At 56.3% G+C, this 20,432-nt stretch carries 20 protein-coding genes and 2 riboswitches; of the genes, 11 read left to right on the top strand and 9 right to left on the bottom strand.

The window, feature by feature from the left end:
* Positions 1-13: 13 nt before the first annotated feature.
* Complete coding sequence (locus tag Q0746_RS12790; protein ID WP_298260847.1) at positions 14-1,084, top strand: BMP family ABC transporter substrate-binding protein; 1,071 nt, start codon at positions 14-16, stop codon at positions 1,082-1,084.
* 72 nt (positions 1,085-1,156) lie between these two features.
* On the opposite strand, the gene Q0746_RS12785 is transcribed toward Q0746_RS12790, so the two are convergent.
* A complete protein-coding gene (locus tag Q0746_RS12785; RefSeq protein WP_298260845.1) occupies positions 1,157-1,780 on the bottom strand; it encodes a methyltransferase domain-containing protein in 624 nt (207 codons plus the stop codon).
* Between the two features lie 317 nt (positions 1,781-2,097).
* On the opposite strand from Q0746_RS12785, the gene Q0746_RS12780 reads away from it, so the two are divergent.
* From Q0746_RS12780 to Q0746_RS12770, 3 genes are all read left to right on the top strand, one after another.
* Complete coding sequence (locus tag Q0746_RS12780) at positions 2,098-3,033, top strand: aldo/keto reductase (protein ID WP_298260843.1); 936 nt, start codon at positions 2,098-2,100, stop codon at positions 3,031-3,033.
* The gene (locus tag Q0746_RS12775) at positions 3,030-4,103 is read left to right on the top strand and encodes an FAD-dependent oxidoreductase (protein ID WP_298260840.1); all 1,074 of its coding nucleotides are present in this window, start codon (positions 3,030-3,032) and stop codon (positions 4,101-4,103) included. Before Q0746_RS12780 ends, Q0746_RS12775 begins: the two co-directional genes overlap by 4 nt.
* Positions 4,104-4,182: 79 nt before the next feature.
* Positions 4,183-4,635, top strand: a complete 453-nt coding sequence (locus Q0746_RS12770; RefSeq protein ID WP_298260838.1) for a hypothetical protein — start codon at positions 4,183-4,185, stop codon at positions 4,633-4,635.
* Positions 4,636-4,662: 27 nt separating this feature from the next.
* Here the strand turns inward: Q0746_RS12770 and Q0746_RS12765 are convergent, their stop codons facing one another.
* Positions 4,663-7,149, bottom strand: a complete 2,487-nt coding sequence (locus Q0746_RS12765; protein WP_298260836.1) for an FAD-dependent oxidoreductase — start codon at positions 7,147-7,149, stop codon at positions 4,663-4,665.
* A 175-nt stretch (positions 7,150-7,324) separates the two neighbouring features.
* Here Q0746_RS12765 and Q0746_RS12760 point away from each other — a divergent pair, with 175 nt between their 5' ends.
* The 5 genes from Q0746_RS12760 (at position 7,325) to Q0746_RS12740 (ending at position 10,944) form a co-directional block, all read left to right on the top strand.
* Entirely contained in the window at positions 7,325-8,116 is a 792-nt protein-coding gene (locus Q0746_RS12760; protein WP_298260834.1) for a lytic transglycosylase domain-containing protein, read from the top strand.
* Positions 8,117-8,534: 418 nt separating this feature from the next.
* Positions 8,535-8,909 (top strand): 50S ribosomal protein L19, encoded by a 375-nt coding sequence (gene rplS, locus Q0746_RS12755; RefSeq protein WP_073142406.1) that lies wholly within the window; start codon positions 8,535-8,537, stop codon positions 8,907-8,909.
* A gap of 11 nt (positions 8,910-8,920) precedes the next feature.
* Entirely contained in the window at positions 8,921-9,142 is a 222-nt protein-coding gene (gene rpmE / locus Q0746_RS12750) for a 50S ribosomal protein L31 (RefSeq protein WP_298260831.1), read from the top strand.
* A gap of 189 nt (positions 9,143-9,331) precedes the next feature.
* Positions 9,332-9,940 carry a LysE family translocator gene (locus tag Q0746_RS12745; protein ID WP_298260829.1) on the top strand — a complete coding sequence of 203 codons (609 nt, stop codon included), beginning with the start codon at positions 9,332-9,334 and terminating at the stop codon, positions 9,938-9,940.
* 191 nt (positions 9,941-10,131) lie between these two features.
* Entirely contained in the window at positions 10,132-10,944 is an 813-nt protein-coding gene (locus Q0746_RS12740) for a division plane positioning ATPase MipZ (RefSeq protein ID WP_298260826.1), read from the top strand.
* A 90-nt stretch (positions 10,945-11,034) separates the two neighbouring features.
* On the opposite strand, the gene thiD is transcribed toward Q0746_RS12740, so the two are convergent.
* From thiD to thiC, 7 genes are all read right to left on the bottom strand, one after another.
* Positions 11,035-11,835 carry a bifunctional hydroxymethylpyrimidine kinase/phosphomethylpyrimidine kinase gene (gene thiD, locus Q0746_RS12735; protein ID WP_298260825.1) on the bottom strand — a complete coding sequence of 267 codons (801 nt, stop codon included), beginning with the start codon at positions 11,833-11,835 and terminating at the stop codon, positions 11,035-11,037.
* A 139-nt stretch (positions 11,836-11,974) separates the two neighbouring features.
* Positions 11,975-12,064, bottom strand: a riboswitch (TPP riboswitch).
* Between the two features lie 30 nt (positions 12,065-12,094).
* Positions 12,095-13,072, bottom strand: a complete 978-nt coding sequence (locus Q0746_RS12730) for a ThiF family adenylyltransferase (protein ID WP_298260823.1) — start codon at positions 13,070-13,072, stop codon at positions 12,095-12,097.
* Positions 13,069-13,662 carry a thiamine phosphate synthase gene (locus Q0746_RS12725; RefSeq protein WP_298260821.1) on the bottom strand — a complete coding sequence of 198 codons (594 nt, stop codon included), beginning with the start codon at positions 13,660-13,662 and terminating at the stop codon, positions 13,069-13,071. Before Q0746_RS12725 ends, Q0746_RS12730 begins: the two co-directional genes overlap by 4 nt.
* A complete protein-coding gene (locus Q0746_RS12720; protein ID WP_298260819.1) occupies positions 13,662-14,429 on the bottom strand; it encodes a thiazole synthase in 768 nt (255 codons plus the stop codon). Before Q0746_RS12720 ends, Q0746_RS12725 begins: the two co-directional genes overlap by 1 nt.
* 1 nt (position 14,430) lies before the next feature.
* Complete coding sequence (gene thiS / locus Q0746_RS12715; RefSeq protein ID WP_298260817.1) at positions 14,431-14,628, bottom strand: sulfur carrier protein ThiS; 198 nt, start codon at positions 14,626-14,628, stop codon at positions 14,431-14,433.
* Positions 14,591-15,565 (bottom strand): FAD-dependent oxidoreductase, encoded by a 975-nt coding sequence (locus Q0746_RS12710; RefSeq protein WP_298260815.1) that lies wholly within the window; start codon positions 15,563-15,565, stop codon positions 14,591-14,593. The genes thiS and Q0746_RS12710 overlap by 38 nt, the downstream gene beginning before the upstream one ends.
* Positions 15,562-17,361: a phosphomethylpyrimidine synthase ThiC gene (gene thiC / locus Q0746_RS12705; RefSeq protein ID WP_298260813.1), complete on the bottom strand. Its 1,800-nt coding sequence runs from the start codon at positions 17,359-17,361 to the stop codon at positions 15,562-15,564. The genes Q0746_RS12710 and thiC overlap by 4 nt, the downstream gene beginning before the upstream one ends.
* Positions 17,362-17,467: 106 nt before the next feature.
* Positions 17,468-17,588, bottom strand: a riboswitch (TPP riboswitch).
* 273 nt (positions 17,589-17,861) lie between these two features.
* Here thiC and Q0746_RS12700 point away from each other — a divergent pair.
* Both Q0746_RS12700 and Q0746_RS12695 read left to right on the top strand, forming a co-directional pair.
* On the top strand, positions 17,862-19,433 hold the full coding sequence (locus Q0746_RS12700) for an ABC transporter substrate-binding protein (RefSeq protein ID WP_298260811.1): 1,572 nt from the start codon (positions 17,862-17,864) through the stop codon (positions 19,431-19,433).
* 22 nt (positions 19,434-19,455) lie between these two features.
* Positions 19,456-20,430 (top strand): ABC transporter permease, encoded by a 975-nt coding sequence (locus tag Q0746_RS12695; RefSeq protein WP_298260808.1) that lies wholly within the window; start codon positions 19,456-19,458, stop codon positions 20,428-20,430.
* Positions 20,431-20,432 lie beyond the last annotated feature (2 nt).

The raw sequence follows: 20,432 nt of genomic DNA, 5'->3' as shown, positions 1-20,432 counted from the left end.
GGAGATACCAACCATGAAACGCAGAACTATCCTCGCGGGGGCCGTTGCAGCCCTTGCCTTGACCACCACGGCATTCGCCGAAGACAAAACCAAAGTTGGCTTTGTATATGTTGGCCCAGTGGGCGACGGCGGCTGGACAACAGAGCACAACAACGGGCGTCTCGCCGTTGAAGAACATTTCGGTGACAAGGTTGAGACGATCTTTCAAGAAAAGGTGCCAGAAGGGGCCGATGCCGAACGCGTGCTCACCCAGATGGCCTTGTCCGGAGCGGATCTGATCTTCACGACCTCCTTTGGGTACATGGACCCAACTCTCAACGTCGCCAAGAAGTTTCCTGACGTGAAATTCGCGCATGCCACGGGCTTCAAGCGTTCGGACAATGTCGCCACCTATTCCGCACGCTTCTACGAAGGCCGCGCAGTTATTGGTCATATTGCCGGCAACATGACCAAGACGAATAAGGTCGGCTACATTGCCTCCTTCCCAATTCCTGAAGTGATCCGAGGCATTAACTCGGCTTATATCCACGCGAAGAAAGTGAACCCTGACGTTGAATTCAACGTGGTTTGGATTTTCACATGGGAAGACGCGGCCAAGGAAGCCGATGCAGCACAAGCATTGATCGATCAGGGTGTTGACGTTCTTATGCAGCACACTGATACCACTGCTCCGATGTTGCGCGCAGAGGCCTCCGGCGTCCATGCTTTTGGTCAGGCCTCAGACATGAAGGTTGCTGGTCCGACGGCGCAACTCACGTCAATAATTGACGATTGGGCACCCTACTACATTGCGCAAACACAGGCTGTGATGGATGGCACTTGGCAGAGCACCGACACTTGGGACGGCATCAAGGAAGGCATGGTTGATTTCGCCGAGTTTTCGGATGCGATCCCGCAAGATGTTCGCGACGAAGCCAACAAAATGATCGAAGACATCAAGAGCGGTGCCTACAAGCCATTCACCGGACCGCTGAAAAAGCAAGATGGCTCTGACTGGTTGGCGGAAGGCGAAACCGCTGATGACGGCACGCTGGCAGGCATGAACTTCTACGTCGAAGGCCTCACTGGCGATATCCCGAACTGATAGGTCGGGTCAGGCTTAAACTCCAAAGGCCCGCGAGATTTCGCGGGCCTTTTTTATGCGTAACACTATCGGTTAGTCAGAGTGTTTTTGCAGCACCAGAAAGGTCATCATGCCCATCGGGGGCAAGTTGTTCCGTTCTGTGACAGACAAGTTGGGTTGCCCAAGAACTGTGCTGATCTCGAAGTCCGAATGCCACCCAATAAGATTGGCAAAGGGAGCCACGATACGTTCCGCACGCGCGAGAAGACCGTTTTGGCGCGCGAAGTGATTGGTAATTACAATCTTGCCCCCCGGCTTGCAGACACGGGTCATCTCGGCCATCACACGCTCTGGCTCTGGGACGACTGATATGATGTGCATCGCGGCTACGGTATCAAAGTGGTTGTCGGGAAAGTCCAAATTTCGCGCATCCATCTGCCGAAGATCTTGGACTTGGTGAAGCCCGAGGTCTTTCACCTTGGTCCACGCCTTTTCAAGCATGTCCTCGCTGAAATCGATGCCAGTCACTTGCAGGTCTGACCTATAGAGTGGCAAGGCCAGACCAGTGCCCACACCAACTTCCAATGCCGTCTCAATGTCTTGAGCATTGATGAATTCTACGGCCGCTTGCCGCCCCGCATTGGTGATCTTGCCAAACGTCTTGTCGTAGATAGGGGCCCATCGCGCATAAGAGCTTTTGACGGCATGGAGTTCCATGAAGTTATCCTTCGATATCTGCCTTTAGGTACCAAGCGTCACAAGCAGGCTGCTTGTGTAGACCTACAGGTTTGAAAATCTGTTACCGGTCAAAAGTAACAACAAACGAATACACATGCGCCTCAAAAAGTCGTTATCAACTCACGTATTGTCGCTTTTAACGCGAAGCTGGAAACGACCACAACCGGATTAATTGCGACACCCAATTTGGGCAACGCCTTGCGCCAAACCCGACCCGACTTGCGCCCCAACCCCCTGCTTTCACGACGCCACGATAGGACTTTATCCTTCGGCGGTTCTCTGCCACGATCATGGGTATGATACATATGAATACGGCCAACGGGGCCCCCGCATCCAAACTTTGCTTTGGCACCATGCAGTTCGGCGGCAAAGCCGACCTTGTCGCAAGTCAGTCGATGTATGAGGACTGCCGCACTGCAGGTATCAACTTTTTCGACACGGCATATGTCTACACTGGGGGGCAATCGGAAACGATGCTCGGTCGTTTTGCACGCGCCGAACGCGAGGACGTGCTGATCGCGACCAAAGCCGCCTATGACAAGCCCGCGACAAAAGCCAACATTCTGCAGTCCTTTGAGGAAAGCCGCGCGCGTATGAAGCTTGATATGATCGATCTGTTGTATCTGCATCGCTTCGATCCGAGCACCTCTTTGCAAGACAGCTTTGAGGCATTGGCCGAATTGCGGGAAGACGGCCTGATCCGCTACATCGGAATATCAAACTTCGCGGCGTGGCAGGTGATGAAGGCCGCACAAGTCGCGCGTAATCTGGGCACCAATATTGATGTCTTGCAGCCCATGTACAGCTTGGTGAAACGGCAGGTTGAAGTTGAGTTACTGCCCGCGTGTCAGGATCAAAGTATCTCTGTGGTGCCCTATTCGCCGCTTGGGGGGGGATTGCTCACGGGGAAATATGCCACCGATGATGCAAGCGGGCGGCTGATCGATGATACGCGCTATAATGCCCGATATAACGTCCCATGGATGCATGAAACCGCGCGTGCCCTGCCGCAAATTGCTGCGCAGCATGAAACCGATGCTGCGACACTTGCGGTTGCTTGGGTTATGAAAAATAAAGCTGTAGCAGCCCCAATTATCTCCGCGCGGTCCTCTGAACAATTGGCCCCTTCCTTGGCTGCTTTGGACTTTGAAATGAGTGACGCGCTATACGATCAACTCACGGCACTTACGCAAACACCTGCCCCAGCGACTGACCGCCTAGAGGAGGCATGATTGATTTCCTAGTTATCGGCGGCGGAATTGCTGGCGTATCCGCAGCCGCAAGATTGTCCGAACTGGGAAGCGTTACCCTGCTGGAGCGCGAAGAGGCGTTGGCCTTTCATGCCTCTGGACGCTCAGCGGCGATGTTTGAAGAAACATACGGGAAACCCTCGACCATTGCGTTGAACCAAGCCAGCAAAGACTGGCATTTGAATGTAAATCTGTCGCGCAATCACCCGCGTGGGATGATGCTATTGGGCAAAGACGGGGGCGAGGAAGAATTTTCCCGCGATCTTGTCGCTATGAAAATGAGGCGGCTCACCAGATCCGAAGCCTTGGAACTGCTCCCGATCCTCAACACCGACACCGTTCCACATCTTGGCTACCACGAGGATGCTTGGGACGTAGACACAGATGGCGCCATCCAACGCTTTGTCAAAATGCTGCGCAGCAACGGAGGCGATATTGTCACCCGCGCAGAGGTCTCAAAGATCGCCAAGACGGGTCACGGTTGGCGCTTGAGCGCGGGGGGCACCGACTATGAGGCCCGACAGATCGTGAATGCTGCAGGAGCTTGGGCAGACCAACTTGCGTTGTTGGCCGGTGTTCAGCCTTTGGGATTGCAACCGCTGCGCCGCTCCATGGCACGGGTCGCCGCACCTGATGGCTTTGACGTGTCAGAATGGCCAATGCTCTTTGGTCCAGGGGAGCGCTGGTATGCCAAACCCGACGCAGGCGCGCTTCTTATCTCCCCCGCGGACGAGACGCCGGTGGCCCCGATGGACGCTTGGGCGGACGACATAACTCTTGCCGAAGGGATTGCCCGCTATGAAGACCATGTCACCAAACCGGTGCACCGCATGATCGCCAATTGGGCTGGACTTCGAACCTTTACCCCCGACCGCTGCCTTGCAATCGGCCCCTCCGAGCAATCCGGATTTTGGTGGTGCGCCGGTCAAGGTGGATACGGGTTTCAAACGGCCCCCGCCGCGGGTCAACTTCTGGCCGATTTGGCGGGCGGGCGACAAGGGGAACTGGACGCCGCCACAATAGCGGACGTGTCCCCGCAACGTTTTGGTTGACCCTGTTCCGCCCTCATCCGTTGGGGCTGGACCAAATCGCAAAGCGATGGCAAAATTGCCTTTTAGTTAAGGATTAATCATGCGCCATATTTTTCTTGCAGCCCTGCTGTCCCTCCCCGCCAATGCAGCCTTTGCCGACAATCTGGAGCGATTGGAAGTGGCCACTGAATTGGGCGGAAAGCACCTGTCCGCATTCATTTTAAGCCGTGCTCCTGAGTTGGAGCCGAACCTGCCGAACTGGGATTGGGACGATGATTACCGCACCGCCGCTCGTTGTTTTCTGGACGATCTAGAGGACAGTCAAGGCGCTGATCACGTTGAAAAATACCTGACCGCCGTTGAAGAATACTCTGCCACGCCTGTGACTTCTTTGGCCCAAACCGAAAACCAGCCAGCTATAATGAGCACCCCAGCGGTGATGACGGCCATGCAAAGCTGTGGCGTGATGCAACAGGTCATGAAACGCATGCAAGAAAGCGGGTTTATGGGGGCGATGATGAACGAGGCCACGATGTCAAAACTGGGGGGATAACTCCCCCCAAGTTTAACGTTTTACAGGCTAGCCGTTGACCCTGATCGTCGCGTTTTTCGGATCATAGGGGCTGTCTTCTACGACCACCGCATCCCATAACTCGCGTTGCATCCGAACCTTCAACTTGGTTCCGACCTCGGAGAGTTCCGGTGAAACATAGCCCATCCCGATGCTTTTCCCGAACGCCACCGAGTAGCCGCCGGATGTCAGGCGCCCAATTTTGGTTCCGTCAAAATACAGCGCCTCACGGCCCCATGGATCAGCATCATCTGGCCCATCAATCAGCAAGGTCACGCATTTGGAGCGAATGCCAAGTTCTTGCATCTTTGCCTTGCCGTGGAAGTCTTTTTCCAAGTCAACAAACCGTGGCAGATCCGCCTCAAGCGGCGTCGCGTCGCGGCCCAATTCGGTCCCAAAGGCGCGGTAGGACTTCTCCATTCGAAGCCAGTTTTGCGCCCGTGCGCCAACCAGCTTCATACCATGCGGCTCCCCCGCTTTTTCCAGCAGGTCGAACAGGTAGTTCTGCATCTCAATCGGGTGGTGCAATTCCCAGCCCAATTCGCCCGTGTAGGCTACACGGATCGCATTGACGGGGCACATACCCAGCTCAATCTGTTTCGCCGACAACCATGGGAACCGTTTGTTGGAAAGCGCCGTTTCAGGATCAGCGTCCTTGATCACCGCATTCAAAACATCGCGCGACTTTGGACCGGCAATAGCGAACACGCCCCATTGGGTTGTGACGTCTTGGCATTCGATCCGGCCGAACTCTGGCTCTTTGTCCTCAATGGCTTTGCGCAGATAATCCGCATCATACGACGTCCAAGCCCCCGCAGAGACAAGATAAAACTCATCATCTGCCAAGCGCACAATTGTATATTCGGTGCGCGTCGTGCCGGCCTCGGTCAGGGCGTAGGTCAAATTGATGCGGCCAACGCGCGGCAGTTTGTTGGTCGTGAACCAATCAAGGAAGGCCTCCGCCCCTGCCCCTTTGACGATGTGTTTGGTGAAGGCCGTTGCGTCCACAAGGCCCACGCCTTCGCGAATGGCTTTCGCTTCCTCAACCGCATATTGCCACCAACCGCCGCGGCGGAAGCTGCGCGAGTCGTGGTCGCTAAAGCCCATCGGCGCGTAGTAATTCGGGCGCTCCCAGCCGTTTACCCAACCAAATTGCGCACCGCGCGCGGCTTGGCGATCATAGGCGGGTGACGTGCGCAAGGGGCGCGCCGCGGGGCGTTCTTCGTCAGGATGGTGCAAGATGTAGACGTGGTCGTAGCACTCCTCGTTTTTGCGGGCCGCAAACTCGGTCGTCATCCACGAGCCGTAGCGTTTGGGGTCCAGTGAGGCCATGTCGATCTCGGCCTCGCCTTCCACCATCATTTGCGCAAGGTAATGCCCCGTGCCGCCCGCCGCCGTGATCCCGAAAGAGAACCCTTCGGCCAGCCACATATTGCGCAAGCCCGGTGCGGGGCCGACCAATGGGTTGCCATCAGGTGTATAGCAAATCGGGCCGTTGAAATCGTCTTTCAAGCCACAAGACTCACAGCTTGGGATACGGTGAATCATCTCCATGTATTGTTGCTCGATCCGCTCCAAATCAAGCTGGAACAAATCAGCGCGGAAACTGTCTGGCACGCCGTATTCAAAGCGCGCAGGGGCATTTTTCTCATAGACGCCCAATATCCAGCCGCCGCGTTCTTCGCGTACATAGCTTTGCGCATCCGCATCCCGAATGACGGGATGCTCTGGGTTGTTTTTGCGGAACTCAACCAATGCGGGGTCTTGCTCCATCACGATGAATTGGTGCTCCACCGGGATCGCTGGAATTTTGATTTTCAGCAACTCCGCCGTACGCTGAGCGTGGTTGCCCGTCGCCGTCACGACATGTTCTGCGGTGATCACAGTTTGCTCGTCTGACGCGACCAAATTGCCGCCCTTTTCCACCATCTTCGTGACCGTCACACGCCACTCGGAGCCGGTCCACTCGTAGCCGTCTACCTGCCATTTGCGTTCAATCGTTACACCGCGCTGACGCGCGCCCTTGGCCATCGCCATAGTCACATCGGCTGGGTTAATGTAGCCGTCGGTTTGATGGTAAATCGCACCCTTCAAATCGTCTGTGCGGATCAATGGCCAGCGGTCTTTGATTTGCGCAGGGGTCATCCATTCATGCGGCACGCCTACAGTTTCAGCCGTGGAGGAATAGAGCGCATATTCGTCCATCCGGTCTTGAGTGCGGGCCATGCGCAAGTTTCCGCACACCGAGAAACCCGCGTTCAGGCCGGTTTCGGCTTCAAGCTCTTTGTAGAACTTGATCGAGTAATCATGAATGTGGGTCGTCGCGAAAGACATGTTGAAGTAGGGTAGCAAGCCTGCAGCATGCCAAGTGGAGCCGGACGTTAATTCGTCGCGTTCCAATAGCATAGTGTCCCATCCGGCCTTGCCCAAGTGGTATGCAATCGAGGTCCCAACGGCACCGCCGCCGACAACCAGTGCTTTTACATGCGTTTTCATTTTTCCGACTCCCCTTGGGCAAACTTGGCCTATGTCTAGCAAGGCCCATTCCATTTCCCGTGCGTCATTCGACACAAAATCCACCATTTCCGACAACAGGCGGCCCACCAGTTGCACCCAGATGGCCGCCCAGATATTCTACGCCCAATTAAGACTACTTTAACGGATATACCTTATGCTTCGTGCCGCCGCTTTGATCGCGACTCTCACCCTTGCCTCCCCAAGCCTCGCTGCCCAATGCGGCAACTCTGCGGGTGGGTATAACGCTTGGAAAACGGCTTTCGCCAAAGAGGCATCGGCAAAAGGTGTCGGGGAACGTGGGCTCGCGGCTTTGGCAGGCACCAGCTACGCGAAGCGCACTATCGCCGCTGATCGCAACCAAAAAAGCTTCAAATACTCCTTGGACAAATTCATGAAGGTGCGTGGCGCGGATACGATTGTCGCCCAAGGCCGGAAGCGCAAAGCAAAAAGCGCAGACTTCTACGCCTCTTTGGAGAAAAAATACGGGGTGCCCGCTGGGGTCATCATCGCCATTCACGGCATGGAAACCGGCTTTGGTCGGTTCATGGGCGACAGCAACGTTGTCTCCTCTATCGCGACGCTGTCCTATGACTGCCGCCGGTCCGACTTCTTCACCGGCCATACATTGGCCGCACTGAAGCTGGTAGATCGCGGCGTGATTTCCCCGAAGTCTGTTGGGGCCAAGCACGGCGAAGTTGGTCACACGCAATTTCTGCCTGGAAACGTTTTGAAATACGGCCAGGACGGCAATGGCGACGGGAAAATCGACCTGAACAACCTGTCTGACGCGCTGGCCTCTACCGCGAATTTCCTCAAAGGCAAAGGCTGGAAACGCGGCGCGGGCTACCAAGAAGGCCAGACCAACTTCGCAGTGATCCAGGAGTGGAACGCTGCGGGAGTATACCAAAAAGCGATTGCGATCATGGGCGGCAAGATCGACGGGTAATCCCCGCCGCAGACTTGCCCCTGTCGCAGCGGTTTGCTTGTTTCATTCCGCAAGACGTTCATCGCTGCAACAAAGAGCCCCCGCGCGGCAGGTTTTGGCCGAAGGGCCAAAGTTGCACGAAAATCGGAGGGTCGAGTGCTGATTCATCGGCGTTTACCGCTATCCCCGCTTGATCTGCTTCGCGATCCCTCCTATACCCCGCCAATCTGGAATCAGAATACTGACCGGAGCCTTTGTTTTATTGGACATCTGATGTGCTTTCTTCGGCACCGACGGCAGATGTGAAAACAGCGGCACACAAGCAACGTCGACCTGATCTCTGGCGGGCACTTCGGTGGACCCGGAAGAAGACCAAGAGCTCTTAGGACGCGAGACACATTCACCGGGTAAACCGGGATCATATGAAGGAGCGTTTCAGATGAACCTGATCGCACAACTAGAAGCGGAACAAATCGCCGCTTTGGGGCATGATATCCCCGACTTTAAAGCGGGTGACACCATCCGCGTTGGCTACAAAGTGACCGAGGGTACACGTAGCCGTGTTCAGAATTACGAAGGCGTTTGCATCGCGCGCAACAACGGCAAAGGTATTGCCGGTTCGTTCTGCGTTCGCAAAATCTCCTTCGGTGAAGGCGTGGAACGTGTGTTCCCACTGCACTCCACCAACATCGACAGCATCACCGTAGTACGCCGTGGCCGCGTTCGTCGCGCCAAACTGTACTACCTGCGTTCGCGTCGCGGTAAGTCCGCACGTATCGCGGAAGATTCCAACTACAAAGCGCCTAAGGCGTAAGGGGAACTGTCATGAGAAAAGATACACACCCAGAGTACCACACTATCAACGTCAAACTGACAGATGGTACAGTTCTTGAGATGAAATCCACCTACGGTGCAGAAGGCGATCAGATCGCTTTGGACATCGACCCATCCGTGCACCCAGCATGGACTGGTGGTAACCAACGCCTGCTGGATACTGGCGGTCGCGTTTCCAAGTTCAAAAACAAATACGAAGGTCTGGGCTTCTAAGCACAGCTTCAGTTTCAAGCGTTCGAAAAGCCGCTCCTTCTGGGGGCGGCTTTTTTCATGGGGACCATATGCGTGACTTCGCTGCCTTGTTGCCCCCCCCAAATCCGGCGAACCTTGGGCGCGCAACCCTTGACGCAGTCGCGCCTTGGCGCTCTTAATTGACGCTACTACATCTAGAGAGGCGCAGTTATGTCGTTTGAGTTCTTATTGACGTCTTTGATTGTCGTCTTGTTGCCTGGAGCTGGCGTTGTCTACACACTTGCAATCGGCCTTAGTCACGGGTTCAGGGCAAGCATCGCCGCTGCCTTTGGATGCACCCTTGGAATTGTACCGGCCGCGGTGGCCAGCATCATTGGGTTGGCGGCTTTGCTGCACACAAGCGCCCTAGCCTTTCAAGTTATCAAGTTTTTAGGCGTCGCCTATCTATTCTACATGGCGTGGAAGATCGTGAAGGACGACACAGTTATGGATCTGTCAGAGCGCAAAAACAAAGCGGGTTACAAACGGATAGCGACCACCGGCATGTTGCTGAACATCCTAAACCCAAAGTTGTCTTTGTTCTTCTTGGCATTCCTTCCCCAGTTCATATCCCCAGCCGCTACAAACGCGACATCATCACTGGTAGGATTGGCGATCATCTTTGTGGGCATGACCTTTGGGGTCTTTGTGATTTATGGCGCGTTCGCATCATATTCGCGGGATTACGTCATTCAGCGGCCATCGGTCATGAAGTGGATTAAACGCAGCTTCGCCGGAACCTTTGGTTTCCTCGGGGCGAAGTTGGCGGTTTCGAATTGAAGCCACCTGCCAGGCGCTTTCCTGTTCAATTTTCGAGGGTGCCCACGGGGGCCAAGTATACATTTCGCACGGGAAAACTATGGTTTGCACGCCGGAAATTTGACACCGGTTTTGCTTCCCCTCGGCCCTGCTCACGATTATAACGACGTCAATCCCCACTAAGGGGCATGCATTAGAATACAGGACACATCATGGCCGCTCACATTATCGTCTTTGGCAACGAAAAGGGTGGATCAGGAAAATCCACCAACTGCATGCATGTTGTCACGGCGCTGGTACGCGCGGGCTTTACCGTGGGTGCCTTGGATCTTGACCTTCGCCAACGCAGCTTTTCGCGCTACTGTGAGAACCGTTTGCGGTTTGCCAAGAAAAACGGCCTAGAGCTGGCAAGCCCAGAAGTGGTCGAACTGCCAGAGGTTGATCCCGCAAGTTTGGGCGCTGGCGAAAACATCTATGACCGCCGTTTGACCGAAGCAGTGGCAGGTATGGAAGGCCGTTTTGATTTCATCGTCATCGATTGCCCTGGCTCCCACACCCGTCTGAGCCAAGTTGCGCATTCACTGGCCGACACGTTGATCACCCCGCTGAATGACAGCTTCATCGACTTCGACCTTCTGGCGCGCATTGAACCAGAGACCCAAAAAATTATCGGCCCGTCAGTCTATTCTGAAATGGTCTGGCAGGCCCGTCAGCTTCGCGCCCAAGCCGGCCTGACCCCCATCGATTGGGTGGTGGTGCGCAACCGCGTGGGCACCCAACGCATGCACAACAAGAAGAAAATCACCGACGCCGTTGAATCACTTGCCAAGCGCATTGGCTTCCGCGTCGCCCCGGGCTTCTCGGAGCGGGTGATTTTCCGTGAACTCTTCCCCAGTGGCCTGACTTTGCTGGACCTTGGCGACATCGGCATCAAGAACCTCAACGTCTCCAACATCGCCGCCCGTCAGGAAGTTCGTGAACTGATGAAGGCGATCAACCTGCCCGGTGTGAAAATCACCTTCTAGCCGTAGGACCGCGCCAAGCGATCTGTTGGCCGAAGCGCACGCATGGCCCTTCATTGCGTCTGATCCAACGGCGCAGAGCTGTTAACTTCGCTACCTGTAGAGAGACGCGAAGTGATGCGTAGGGCCATGCCCCTTTCCAACACTTAACTGGTTGGCGGCCTCTATGGCCTGCGCAACATAGGTCTTTGCCGCGGAGCAGGCCTCCTGCATGGTCGCACCATTGGCAATCTGCGCCGCCAGAGCCGCGGAAAGTGTGCACCCGGTGCCGTGCGTGTTCTTCGTCGCAAATCGCGGTGCATTAAGCCAAAATTCTTGCTTGTTAGTCACCAACACATCGGGGCTATCGTCCACATCTAGATGGCCGCCTTTCATCAACACGGCGGCAGGCCCCATGCCACATAGCTCCCTGCCCTGCGCGACCATTTCATCGCGCGTCGTCGCTTCTGGCTTGCCCAGCAGATAGGCTGCTTCCGGCAAATTCGGGGTCAGAACGGTGGTCTTTGGCAAAAGAGCGTCGCGCATGGTGCAAACTGCGTCTTGCGCCAGCAACGGCGTACCGCCTTTGGCGATCATCACCGGATCCAGCACGACGGGGACGTCCGGCCAGGCTCTCAACGTATCCGCCACCGATTGCGCAATACCGGCATTCGCAATCATACCGATTTTCACCGCATCGACCTTGATATCGGCAAAGATTGCAGCAATCTGATCCGCAACAAAGGAGGCTGGGACATGGTGAACGCCGCTCACCCCTTGAGTGTTTTGAGCCGTCAGCGCAGTGATCGCCGCCATCGCATAGGCCCCGTTTGCCGAAATCGCCTTGATGTCCGCTTGAATGCCCGCTCCGCCAGAAGGGTCCGATCCTGCAATCGAAAGCACGTTCTTGATCATCTGATCGATCCCCAACCTGCGGGAAAACATGAGGCAACAAGCCCTGCTGAGTGATCCCTGAAAACAGGGCCATGGTGGAAGTTTAGGGGTACAAGTATTTTCACTGTCATTTCTCTGACCGGCGAAACAGGGGACAAGGTTGCCGCATCAATTGCCCTCCCTCCGCCAGCATTATCTGGTTCAGGTTCAATGGGGCCTTCTCAGCCGTTAGGCGCCCCCGATATGATTGAGTTAGGTAAGGCACAGATACGCGTCAACCTCAGGGGGCGTCCGCACAAAGCGTCGCTGCCATGACCGCGAGGGAGCGCGCTCCGCGTGCCCGTAGAACTGACGCAGCCTGCCATGCGCGCAGCCCCGACTGGCAACACAACACAATGCGCCTGTCGGGTATCGGGTCAAAGTGGGCCAAATCGTCTTGGGACATGTATCTTGCCGAAGCCACAAGCGGCTCCGGCGCCTCATCCGCATCACGAAGTTCAAAAACCAGATCCCCTTCTCGGAGCATCCCTTTGGATATAAACGAAAAGCCATCGTTCGGCTCAGGGCTTCCATGAAAATCGAAGCCCCCGAAAACGAAGCTTTCAAGATCAACCGTCACCATCCGCCCAAGCGGGGAAGGGTCGCATCCAAGCAGCACGCGCAGCGCCATTTGCGCCTGCAATGATCCCACAACCCCAACAACCGGCCCCAAGACCCCTGCCGACGCACATGTGGCACCCGTTTGTGGCAGGTCCGGAAACACCGCCCGCAAGGATGGCGCGCAAGCGCAGTAGCCTCCGACATATCCCGCCTGCCCCAGAACGCTGGCCGAAATGAGCGGCGTTTGCGCGGCATAGCAGGCATCCGACAAACAGTACGTCACGGCAAAGCTGTCTGCGGCATCAATGACCACATCCGCGTCTGCCACAATTTGCGTGGCGACATCTGGCGTCAAGGAACACTGTCGTGCGTCAACGGTCACCTCGGGGTTCAGTGCCGCGATGGCTTCGGCGGCGACGGCAACTTTGGGGCGGTCAATATCGGACATCCGGTACAGCGGTTGGCGATGCAAATTGCTTTGAGAGACGTGATCCGCGTCAAGCACGGTCAAATGCCCCACACCAGCCCCCGCGAGGTACAACAACACCGGTGATCCAAGCCCGCCAGCCCCGATCACAGCCACCTTCGCGCGCGAGAACTTATCCTGCCCGTCCAGACCAACATCAGGTAACTGAATTTGCCGCGCGTAGCGGCTCATGGCGCACATGCTGTGATCCAAGCGCGGGTTTGCGCAATCGGATCATCGGCCTGCTGAATGTCCGTTACAACCGCGGCACTGTCGGCACCGGCTGCAAACACCCCCGCCAGCCGATCTGGGGTTAGCCCGCCAATCGCCACAAGCGGGGTGTCCCCCACGGCCGTCTTCCAACGGGAGACTTTCTCCAACCCCTGTGGTCGCCATTTCATCTTTTTCAGCAGCGTCGGATACACAGGCCCAAGAGCCACATAGGCCGGATTGTAAGACAAAGCGCGATCCAACTCGGCCCCGTCGTGGGTCGAGAGGCCAAACCGCACATGCGCATGACGCAAGGCTTCAAAATCGGCTTGATCCATGTCCTCTTGCCCTAAGTGAACGAAATCACACCCCAAATCGATCGCAATTTCCCAATAGTCATTCACCACAAGTTGCGCATTATGCGCGTCACAGATGGCACGGGCTTCTTCGATTTGCCGGCGAATTTCGGGCGCATCTCGGTCCTTGATCCGCAGCTGCACCAACCGCACCCCAACAGGCACCAAAGATCGAAGCTCGGCCACATCACTTACAATCAGATAGAATTTTTCCATCATCCCAGCTCCGCCATACCAAGTGTCGGCGTCGACGGCACCGCCATATCGCGGCGGTCCATCGGGTCTGCCACCAGCCCAGCGCGCCCTGCGTCCAAGGCCAAAGCCATCGCACGAGCCATCAAAACAGGGTCACCTGATTTGGCCACAGCTGTGTTCAGCAAAACCGCGTCCATTCCCAATTCCATCGCCTGCACCGCATCCGACGGCCGACCAATCCCCGCATCCACGATCAAAGGCACATTGGGGAAATGGGCGCGCATGGCGCGAAGCGCATCCGGATTGCGCAAACCTTGACCGGACCCGATGGGGGCGCCCCAAGGCATCAAGACTTCACAGCCCGCATCCAGCAGCTTTTCCCCGACGATCAGATCATCCGTCGTGTAGGGAAACACTTGAAATCCCTCCGCCGACAAAACCCGTGCCGCTTCAACCAACGCGAAGACATCAGGGGCCAGCGTATCTGCGTGGCCTATGACCTCCAGTTTGATCCAGTTCGTTTCGAAAATCTCTCGGGCCATCTGAGCAGTCGTCACCGCCTCTGCCACCGAATGGCATCCGGCCGTGTTCGGCAAAATGCGCTTGCCCGCTTCGCGCAGCAGGTCCCAAAACCCCGCCCCTGTCCCGTCAGAGGTTTCACGGCGAAGGCTTACGGTTACAACGTCGCAACGGCTTTCAACGATCGCCTCTGACAGTACCGCAGGCGAAGGATATTGTGCCGTACCAAGCAAGAGACGTGACGATACGTCCACCCCATAAAATTGCATTCTATCCTCCTTGCATTGGGGCCAGAACTTCCAGCCGGTCCCCATGTGCCAAAGTCACATCGGCGCGTGCGTCTCGCGGAACAAACTGACCGTTGATCGCGGTGGCGATGGCCGGCCCTGTGAACCCAAGCTCGATCAAAGTGTCGGCAAGTGAGCTGGCATTAATGGTTTGCGGTATTTGATTGACGATGATTTGCATGAGATGTCTCCGAAAGAATGAGTTGAGCGGCTTGGACGGCCAGCGCTGGCGCCAAGAGAAACCCGTGACGATACAACCCGTTAAAATGAAGCCTTCCGTCATTTTTGACCAAACGCGGCAGGTTATCAGGGAAGGCAGGCCGCAAACCCGCACCCGTTTCAATGACCGCTGCCTCGGCGAACGCAGGGTTTAGGGTAAAGGCCGCGTTGAACAGTTCTGACAAGGATCGCAAAGTTGGGGGGCGCGTTGATGTGCTTTCGACCATTGTCGCCCCGATCATGTAGACCCCTTCCCCGCGGGGAACCACATACAGCGGAATGCGGGGGTGAAGCAGTCTCACGGTGCGGTTGATTGCGACCTCAGGGCAAGACAAGATCGCCATTTCGCCCCGCACAAACCGCAGATCAGTCACGCTGGCCGACGCACCTGTGCAATCCAAATCCACCTGCGCCGGTGCCTTGGTTCCCAGCACAATTTCAACCCCCAGATCTTTGACGGCCTTGGCCAGATCCAGCAGGGCCATGCGCGGGTTCAAATGCGCCTCTTGCTCATACAGCAAGCCGTGGGAGAACCTCCCCGCCAGCGCGGGCTCCAACGTGGTAATTTCGGCCTGATCTACCGCACGATGCGCCGAGGTGCGGCGCGAAAAGCGGGTCAACTCCGCGCTATCGCGGGTGGGGGCTACGACCAATGTGCCCAGACGGCTCACTTGGGTGATCCGCCCCCACCAATCGGCCGCTTGCGCCCCGAGGGTAACAACAGCCTCGTCGGCGCTTTCGCGTTCGCACCAAGGCGCAAGCATCCCACCTGCAAAGCGCGATACGCTACCGGCCCCAATCGAAGGGTTGGCTTCGAAAACCCGCACGGCGGCACCGCGCCGCGCGAGTTCCAACGCTGATGACAGACCCGCAAGACCCGCCCCTGCTATGGTGATCACCCGTTGTTGTCCTTCACCGGAACATACAACTCCCCACCTTCGCGGAACTTGGCGGACATGGCCTCAAACCCTTCCTTTTGCGCGATGGACCGGATGTCATGTGAAATGCGCATCGAGCAAAATTTCGGCCCGCACATTGAGCAGAAATGCGCGACCTTATGGGCTTCCTTCGGCAAAGTCTGGTCGTGAAAGTCACGCGCGGTATCTGGGTCGAGTGACAGGTTGAACTGATCTTCCCAACGAAATTCGAACCGAGCACGTGATAGCGCATCGTCGCGCCGTTGTGCCCCTGGCAGCCCCTTCGCCAAATCGGCGGCATGGGCGGCAATCTTATAGGTGATCACGCCGGTTTTCACATCATCACGATCCGGCAAGCCGAGGTGTTCCTTGGGCGTCACATAGCACAGCATCGCGCAGCCGAACCAGCCGATCATCGCTGCTCCGATGCCGCTGGTGATGTGGTCATATCCGGGTGCGATATCCGTGGTCAGTGGCCCGAGCGTGTAGAAAGGTGCCTCGTCACAACATGCCAGCTGCTTGTCCATGTTTTCTTTGATCTTGTGCATTGCAACATGACCCGGACCTTCGATCATGACCTGACAATCTTTGGCCCATGCAATCTTGGTCAGCTCTCCCAATGTCTCCAACTCGGCAAATTGCGCTTCATCATTGGCATCCGCAATGGAGCCGGGGCGTAGCCCATCGCCAAGCGAGAATGACACATCATAGGTACGGCAAATGTCGCAAATTTCTTCAAAGTGCTCGTATAGGAAGCTTTCCTTATGATGGTGCAAACACCATTGAGCCATGATCGAGCCGCCGCGCGACACGATCCCCGTGACGCGGTTCACCGTCATTGGCACCATATGCAGCCGAACGCCTGCGTGGATCGTAAAGTAGTCGACCCCCTGCTCGGCCTGCTCGATCAACGTGTCGCGAAAGACGTCCCAAGTCAGGTCTTCTGCGATGCCGTTCACCTTTTCCAGCGCCTGATACAAAGGCACCGTCCCGATGGGCACTGGGCTGTTACGCACAATCCATTCGCGGGTGTTGTGAATGTTGCGCCCTGTGGACAAATCCATCACGGTGTCCGCCCCCCAACGGATCGCCCAAACCATTTTGTCGACTTCTTCTTCCATGGACGATGTGACCGCCGAGGTTCCCATATTGGCGTTAATCTTCACCAGAAAGTTGCGCCCGATGATCATAGGTTCTGATTCTGGGTGATTGATGTTTGCGGGGATAATGGCGCGGCCTGCGGCGACTTCGTCACGCACGAATTCCGGTGTCACGTAATCGGGAATATTTGCCCCCCAATCGTTGCCATCACGGTGGCAGGGTGCCAGCTCGCGCAGCTGGTTTTCGCGGATCGCAATGAACTCCATTTCTGGGGTAATGACACCCGCGCGGGCATAGGCAAGCTGGGTCACCGCACGGTTCCCTTTTGCACGCAGTGGCCGTGTCTTAATCGGGAAGCTTGGGGTTAGGTGGTCCCCTTGCACAAATCCGTTGTCCGCAGGAATGATCTCCCGCCCGTCATAGGCTTCGACGTCACCTCTGGCCTCGATCCAAGCGCGGCGCAGCGTCGCGAGGCCCTGTTTTACATCCGTTTGCACGTCACCATCCGTATAGGGGCCAGAGCTGTCATAGACAGGCAAGGGCGGCTCACCTGCGGTTGGATGCACCGAGATTTCGCGCATTGGCACACGCACATCAGGGAACAACGTCCCATCGACATAAATTTTGCGCGATGCAGGCAATGCGTCTGTGGTGATTTTAGGGGTGGGGATGTTCATGTTGGTGCTCCTCAAGCTCAAGTCCTAAAAAGACACCAATTGAGTTTGGGGAGGATGCGCAGGCGCGTGGTGCCTGCTTGTCCAGTTGCGCAAGACGGATCACCCGACAGTGCAACCTTTTGCTTCCTACGCCAGTGTCAACTGGGTCAGGTTCAAAGGGTCGCGTCACCGGGTTTTCACCCTGTCAGCCTCTCAGTCCCATTGGCGGGACTCCCCTGCGTAGTTCCCCTATAGGATGCGAATTTGGGCCTGACAAGCCGTCTTGTGACGTAAAATTTTGCCCTCGGCTTTGTCGTCAGGCGCGCTTTGAAATCACATGAAACCTGTACTGCGGCTTATCCGGTGACCGCGAAGGGGCAAGACCAGCCAAGGCAAGATATCCTCCGTTTTCTTGACGCCAAGCCACGCGGCCTTTGCATCCATCCGCTATTGCTCGTCTCTGATCGGCGTGCTTGACTACACTTACAAACGGGGCTGCCCCGATATCAACGGAGAGAACAATGTTACCTTTGAAACTAGCCGTACTTGGAGGCGCGCTGAGCATGTCAGCTTTGGCAGCCTCCGCCGAAACATTTCGCTGGGCCTCCACGACCGATCCACAAACCATGGACCCGCATGCGGTAAATTCCGCGCCGGTACTGTCATTCCTGAACAACATCTACGAGGGACTTGTTCGTCGCGGGCAAGACATGTCGATCGAACCGTCCTTGGCAACCTCTTGGGAGCCGCTTGAAGGTGAAAACGGATGGCGATTCAAGTTGCGCGAAGGGGTGACCTTCCAAAACGGGGCCGCCTTCACCTCCGAAGATGTGTTGTTTTCCTATCAGCGGGCCTCTGATGAAGCGGCCGATGTGCGCTCGTGGTTTGCGCCTGTGACAGACATGCGTGTCGTCGACGAATTCACTGTCGATTTTGTCACCTCGGCACCCAACCCGCTGTTCCCCGATTCAATCGCGAACTTCATGATCCTCGATAAAGATTGGGCCGAGGCCAATGACGCCGCCCTCCCTGCGCGCGACGCCGAGAATTTCGCAACCATGAATGTGAACGGCACCGGCCCCTTCACCCTAGCTGATCGCGACCCCGGAGTGCGCACAACACTGGCGCCAAATGGAGCTTGGTGGGACGACGCCAGCCATAACATCACCGAGGCGGTTTTCACCCCAATCGGAAACTCCGCCACCGGCCTCGCAGCACTTCTATCCGGCGAGATCGACTTCATCCAACCGATCCCTTTGCAAGACGTCGCTCAGGTTGAAAGCCGAGACGGCTTCAAAGTGCTGGAGGGCGAAGAGACCCGCGTCATCATGTTCGGCTTTGGCCATGAACATGATACATTGCTGTACTCGTCTGACGTGACAGATGCCAACCCCTTCACCGACCCTCGCGTGCGACTGGCCGCTGCCCATGCCTTGGACATAGCGTCAATTGACCGCGTGCTGTTCCGAGGCAAAATCGAGCCGGCAAGCCAATTGGTACCTGCGGGCATTTCGGGCTTTTCGGAAGCCAACCAAAACCGCCCCGACTACAACCCAGATCGGGCCAAAGAACTGCTCGCAGAAGCGGGGTATCCTGACGGGTTCTCTTTCGGGTTGAAATGCACCAACGACCGCTACATCAACGACGAAGCCTTATGTCGTGCAGCGGCCTCGATGTTTGCAGCCGTCGGCCTAAATGCAGAGCTAAGCACCGGCCCAGTCCGCGATTACTGGCCGCAACTGCGCGAGGATGACTTCGATATGTACCTTTTGGGCTGGTCCCCGGGCACATTCGACATGGAGCACCCGATCCGGTTCTTGATGCACAGCCAAGACGACTCCCGCAAACTGGGGTCTTGGAACTTTGGCAACTACTCCAACGCGCGAGTGGATGAGTTGCTGCCGATGGTTCAGCAAGAAATCGATCCGGCCGCGCGCCAGTCGATGATCGACGAAATCATCGCAATCACGCAAGACGAAGTTGCCTATATCCCGCTGTATACTCAGCCCCTGATCTGGGCCGCAAAGGACAACGTCGAATTGACACAACGTGCGGATAATTTCTTCATGTTGCGTTGGGTGACGGTGAACTGATCCGGAGTTAGGGCAAAGGGCGATGGTCTATTTCATTCTCAAGCGGATGGTTCAATCCGTCTTTGTGATGCTGGCCGTCGCCTTTTTGGCCTTTTCACTATTCCGGTTCGTTGGCGATCCAATCACCCAGATGACGGGGGTCGAAACCTCTGTCGCGGATCAGGAACGGCTAAGGGAAGAACTGGGATTGAACGACCCCTTTGTTTCGCAGTTTATGCGTTTCACGGGGGATATGCTGAAAGGTGATTTCGGGTTCTCCTACCGCACCCGCCAACCAGTGGCGGATATGATTGCCGACCGGATTCCGGCAACCTTGGAATTGGGTGTGGTGGCGTTGATCATCTCTCTTGTCGTGGGGGTGCCTGCCGGTGTTTATACTGCGCTAAAACCTCGGGGCGTGCTGACCCAGACGATATTGATGACCACCCTTGTGGGGGTGTCGATCCCCACATTTGTGATTGGGATAATGTTGATCTTCATATTCGGGGTGCAGTTGGGCTGGTTGCCCACCTTTGGACGAGGGGGCACAGTTCAGATTGGCAGCTGGGAAAGTTCCTTGTTCACTATTGACGGGTGGCGGGCATTGTTGCTGCCGGCGATTACCCTTGGTGTTTATCAGCTCACTTTGACCATGCGGCTTGTCCGCGCCGAAATGATGGAGGTAATGCGGTCCGACTACATCCGGTTTGCCATGGCGCGCGGCGTGCCCATGGGGCGGTTGCACTACAAGCATGCGTTAGCCAATACCATGGTGCCCGTGATCACGATAATCGGGCTGCAGTTTGGCGGTGTGATCGCCTTTTCGATTGTCACCGAGAGCGTCTTCCAATGGCCGGGCATGGGGTTGTTGTTCCTTGAATCCATACGCTTTGTCGATATTCCGGTGATGGGGGTCTACCTTGTTGTAATCGCGTTCTTCTTTGTGCTGGTGAACCTTGTTGTGGACCTGCTTTACGTGGCTATCGATCCTCGTTTGCGGATCAGTGACGTGTCATGATC

The organism is uncultured Litoreibacter sp. (genome assembly GCF_947487515.1).
Lineage (GTDB): Bacteria > Pseudomonadota > Alphaproteobacteria > Rhodobacterales > Rhodobacteraceae > Litoreibacter.
The sequence above is the reverse complement of the archived record's forward strand: the minus strand, read 5'-3'. Positions and strand labels throughout refer to the sequence as shown.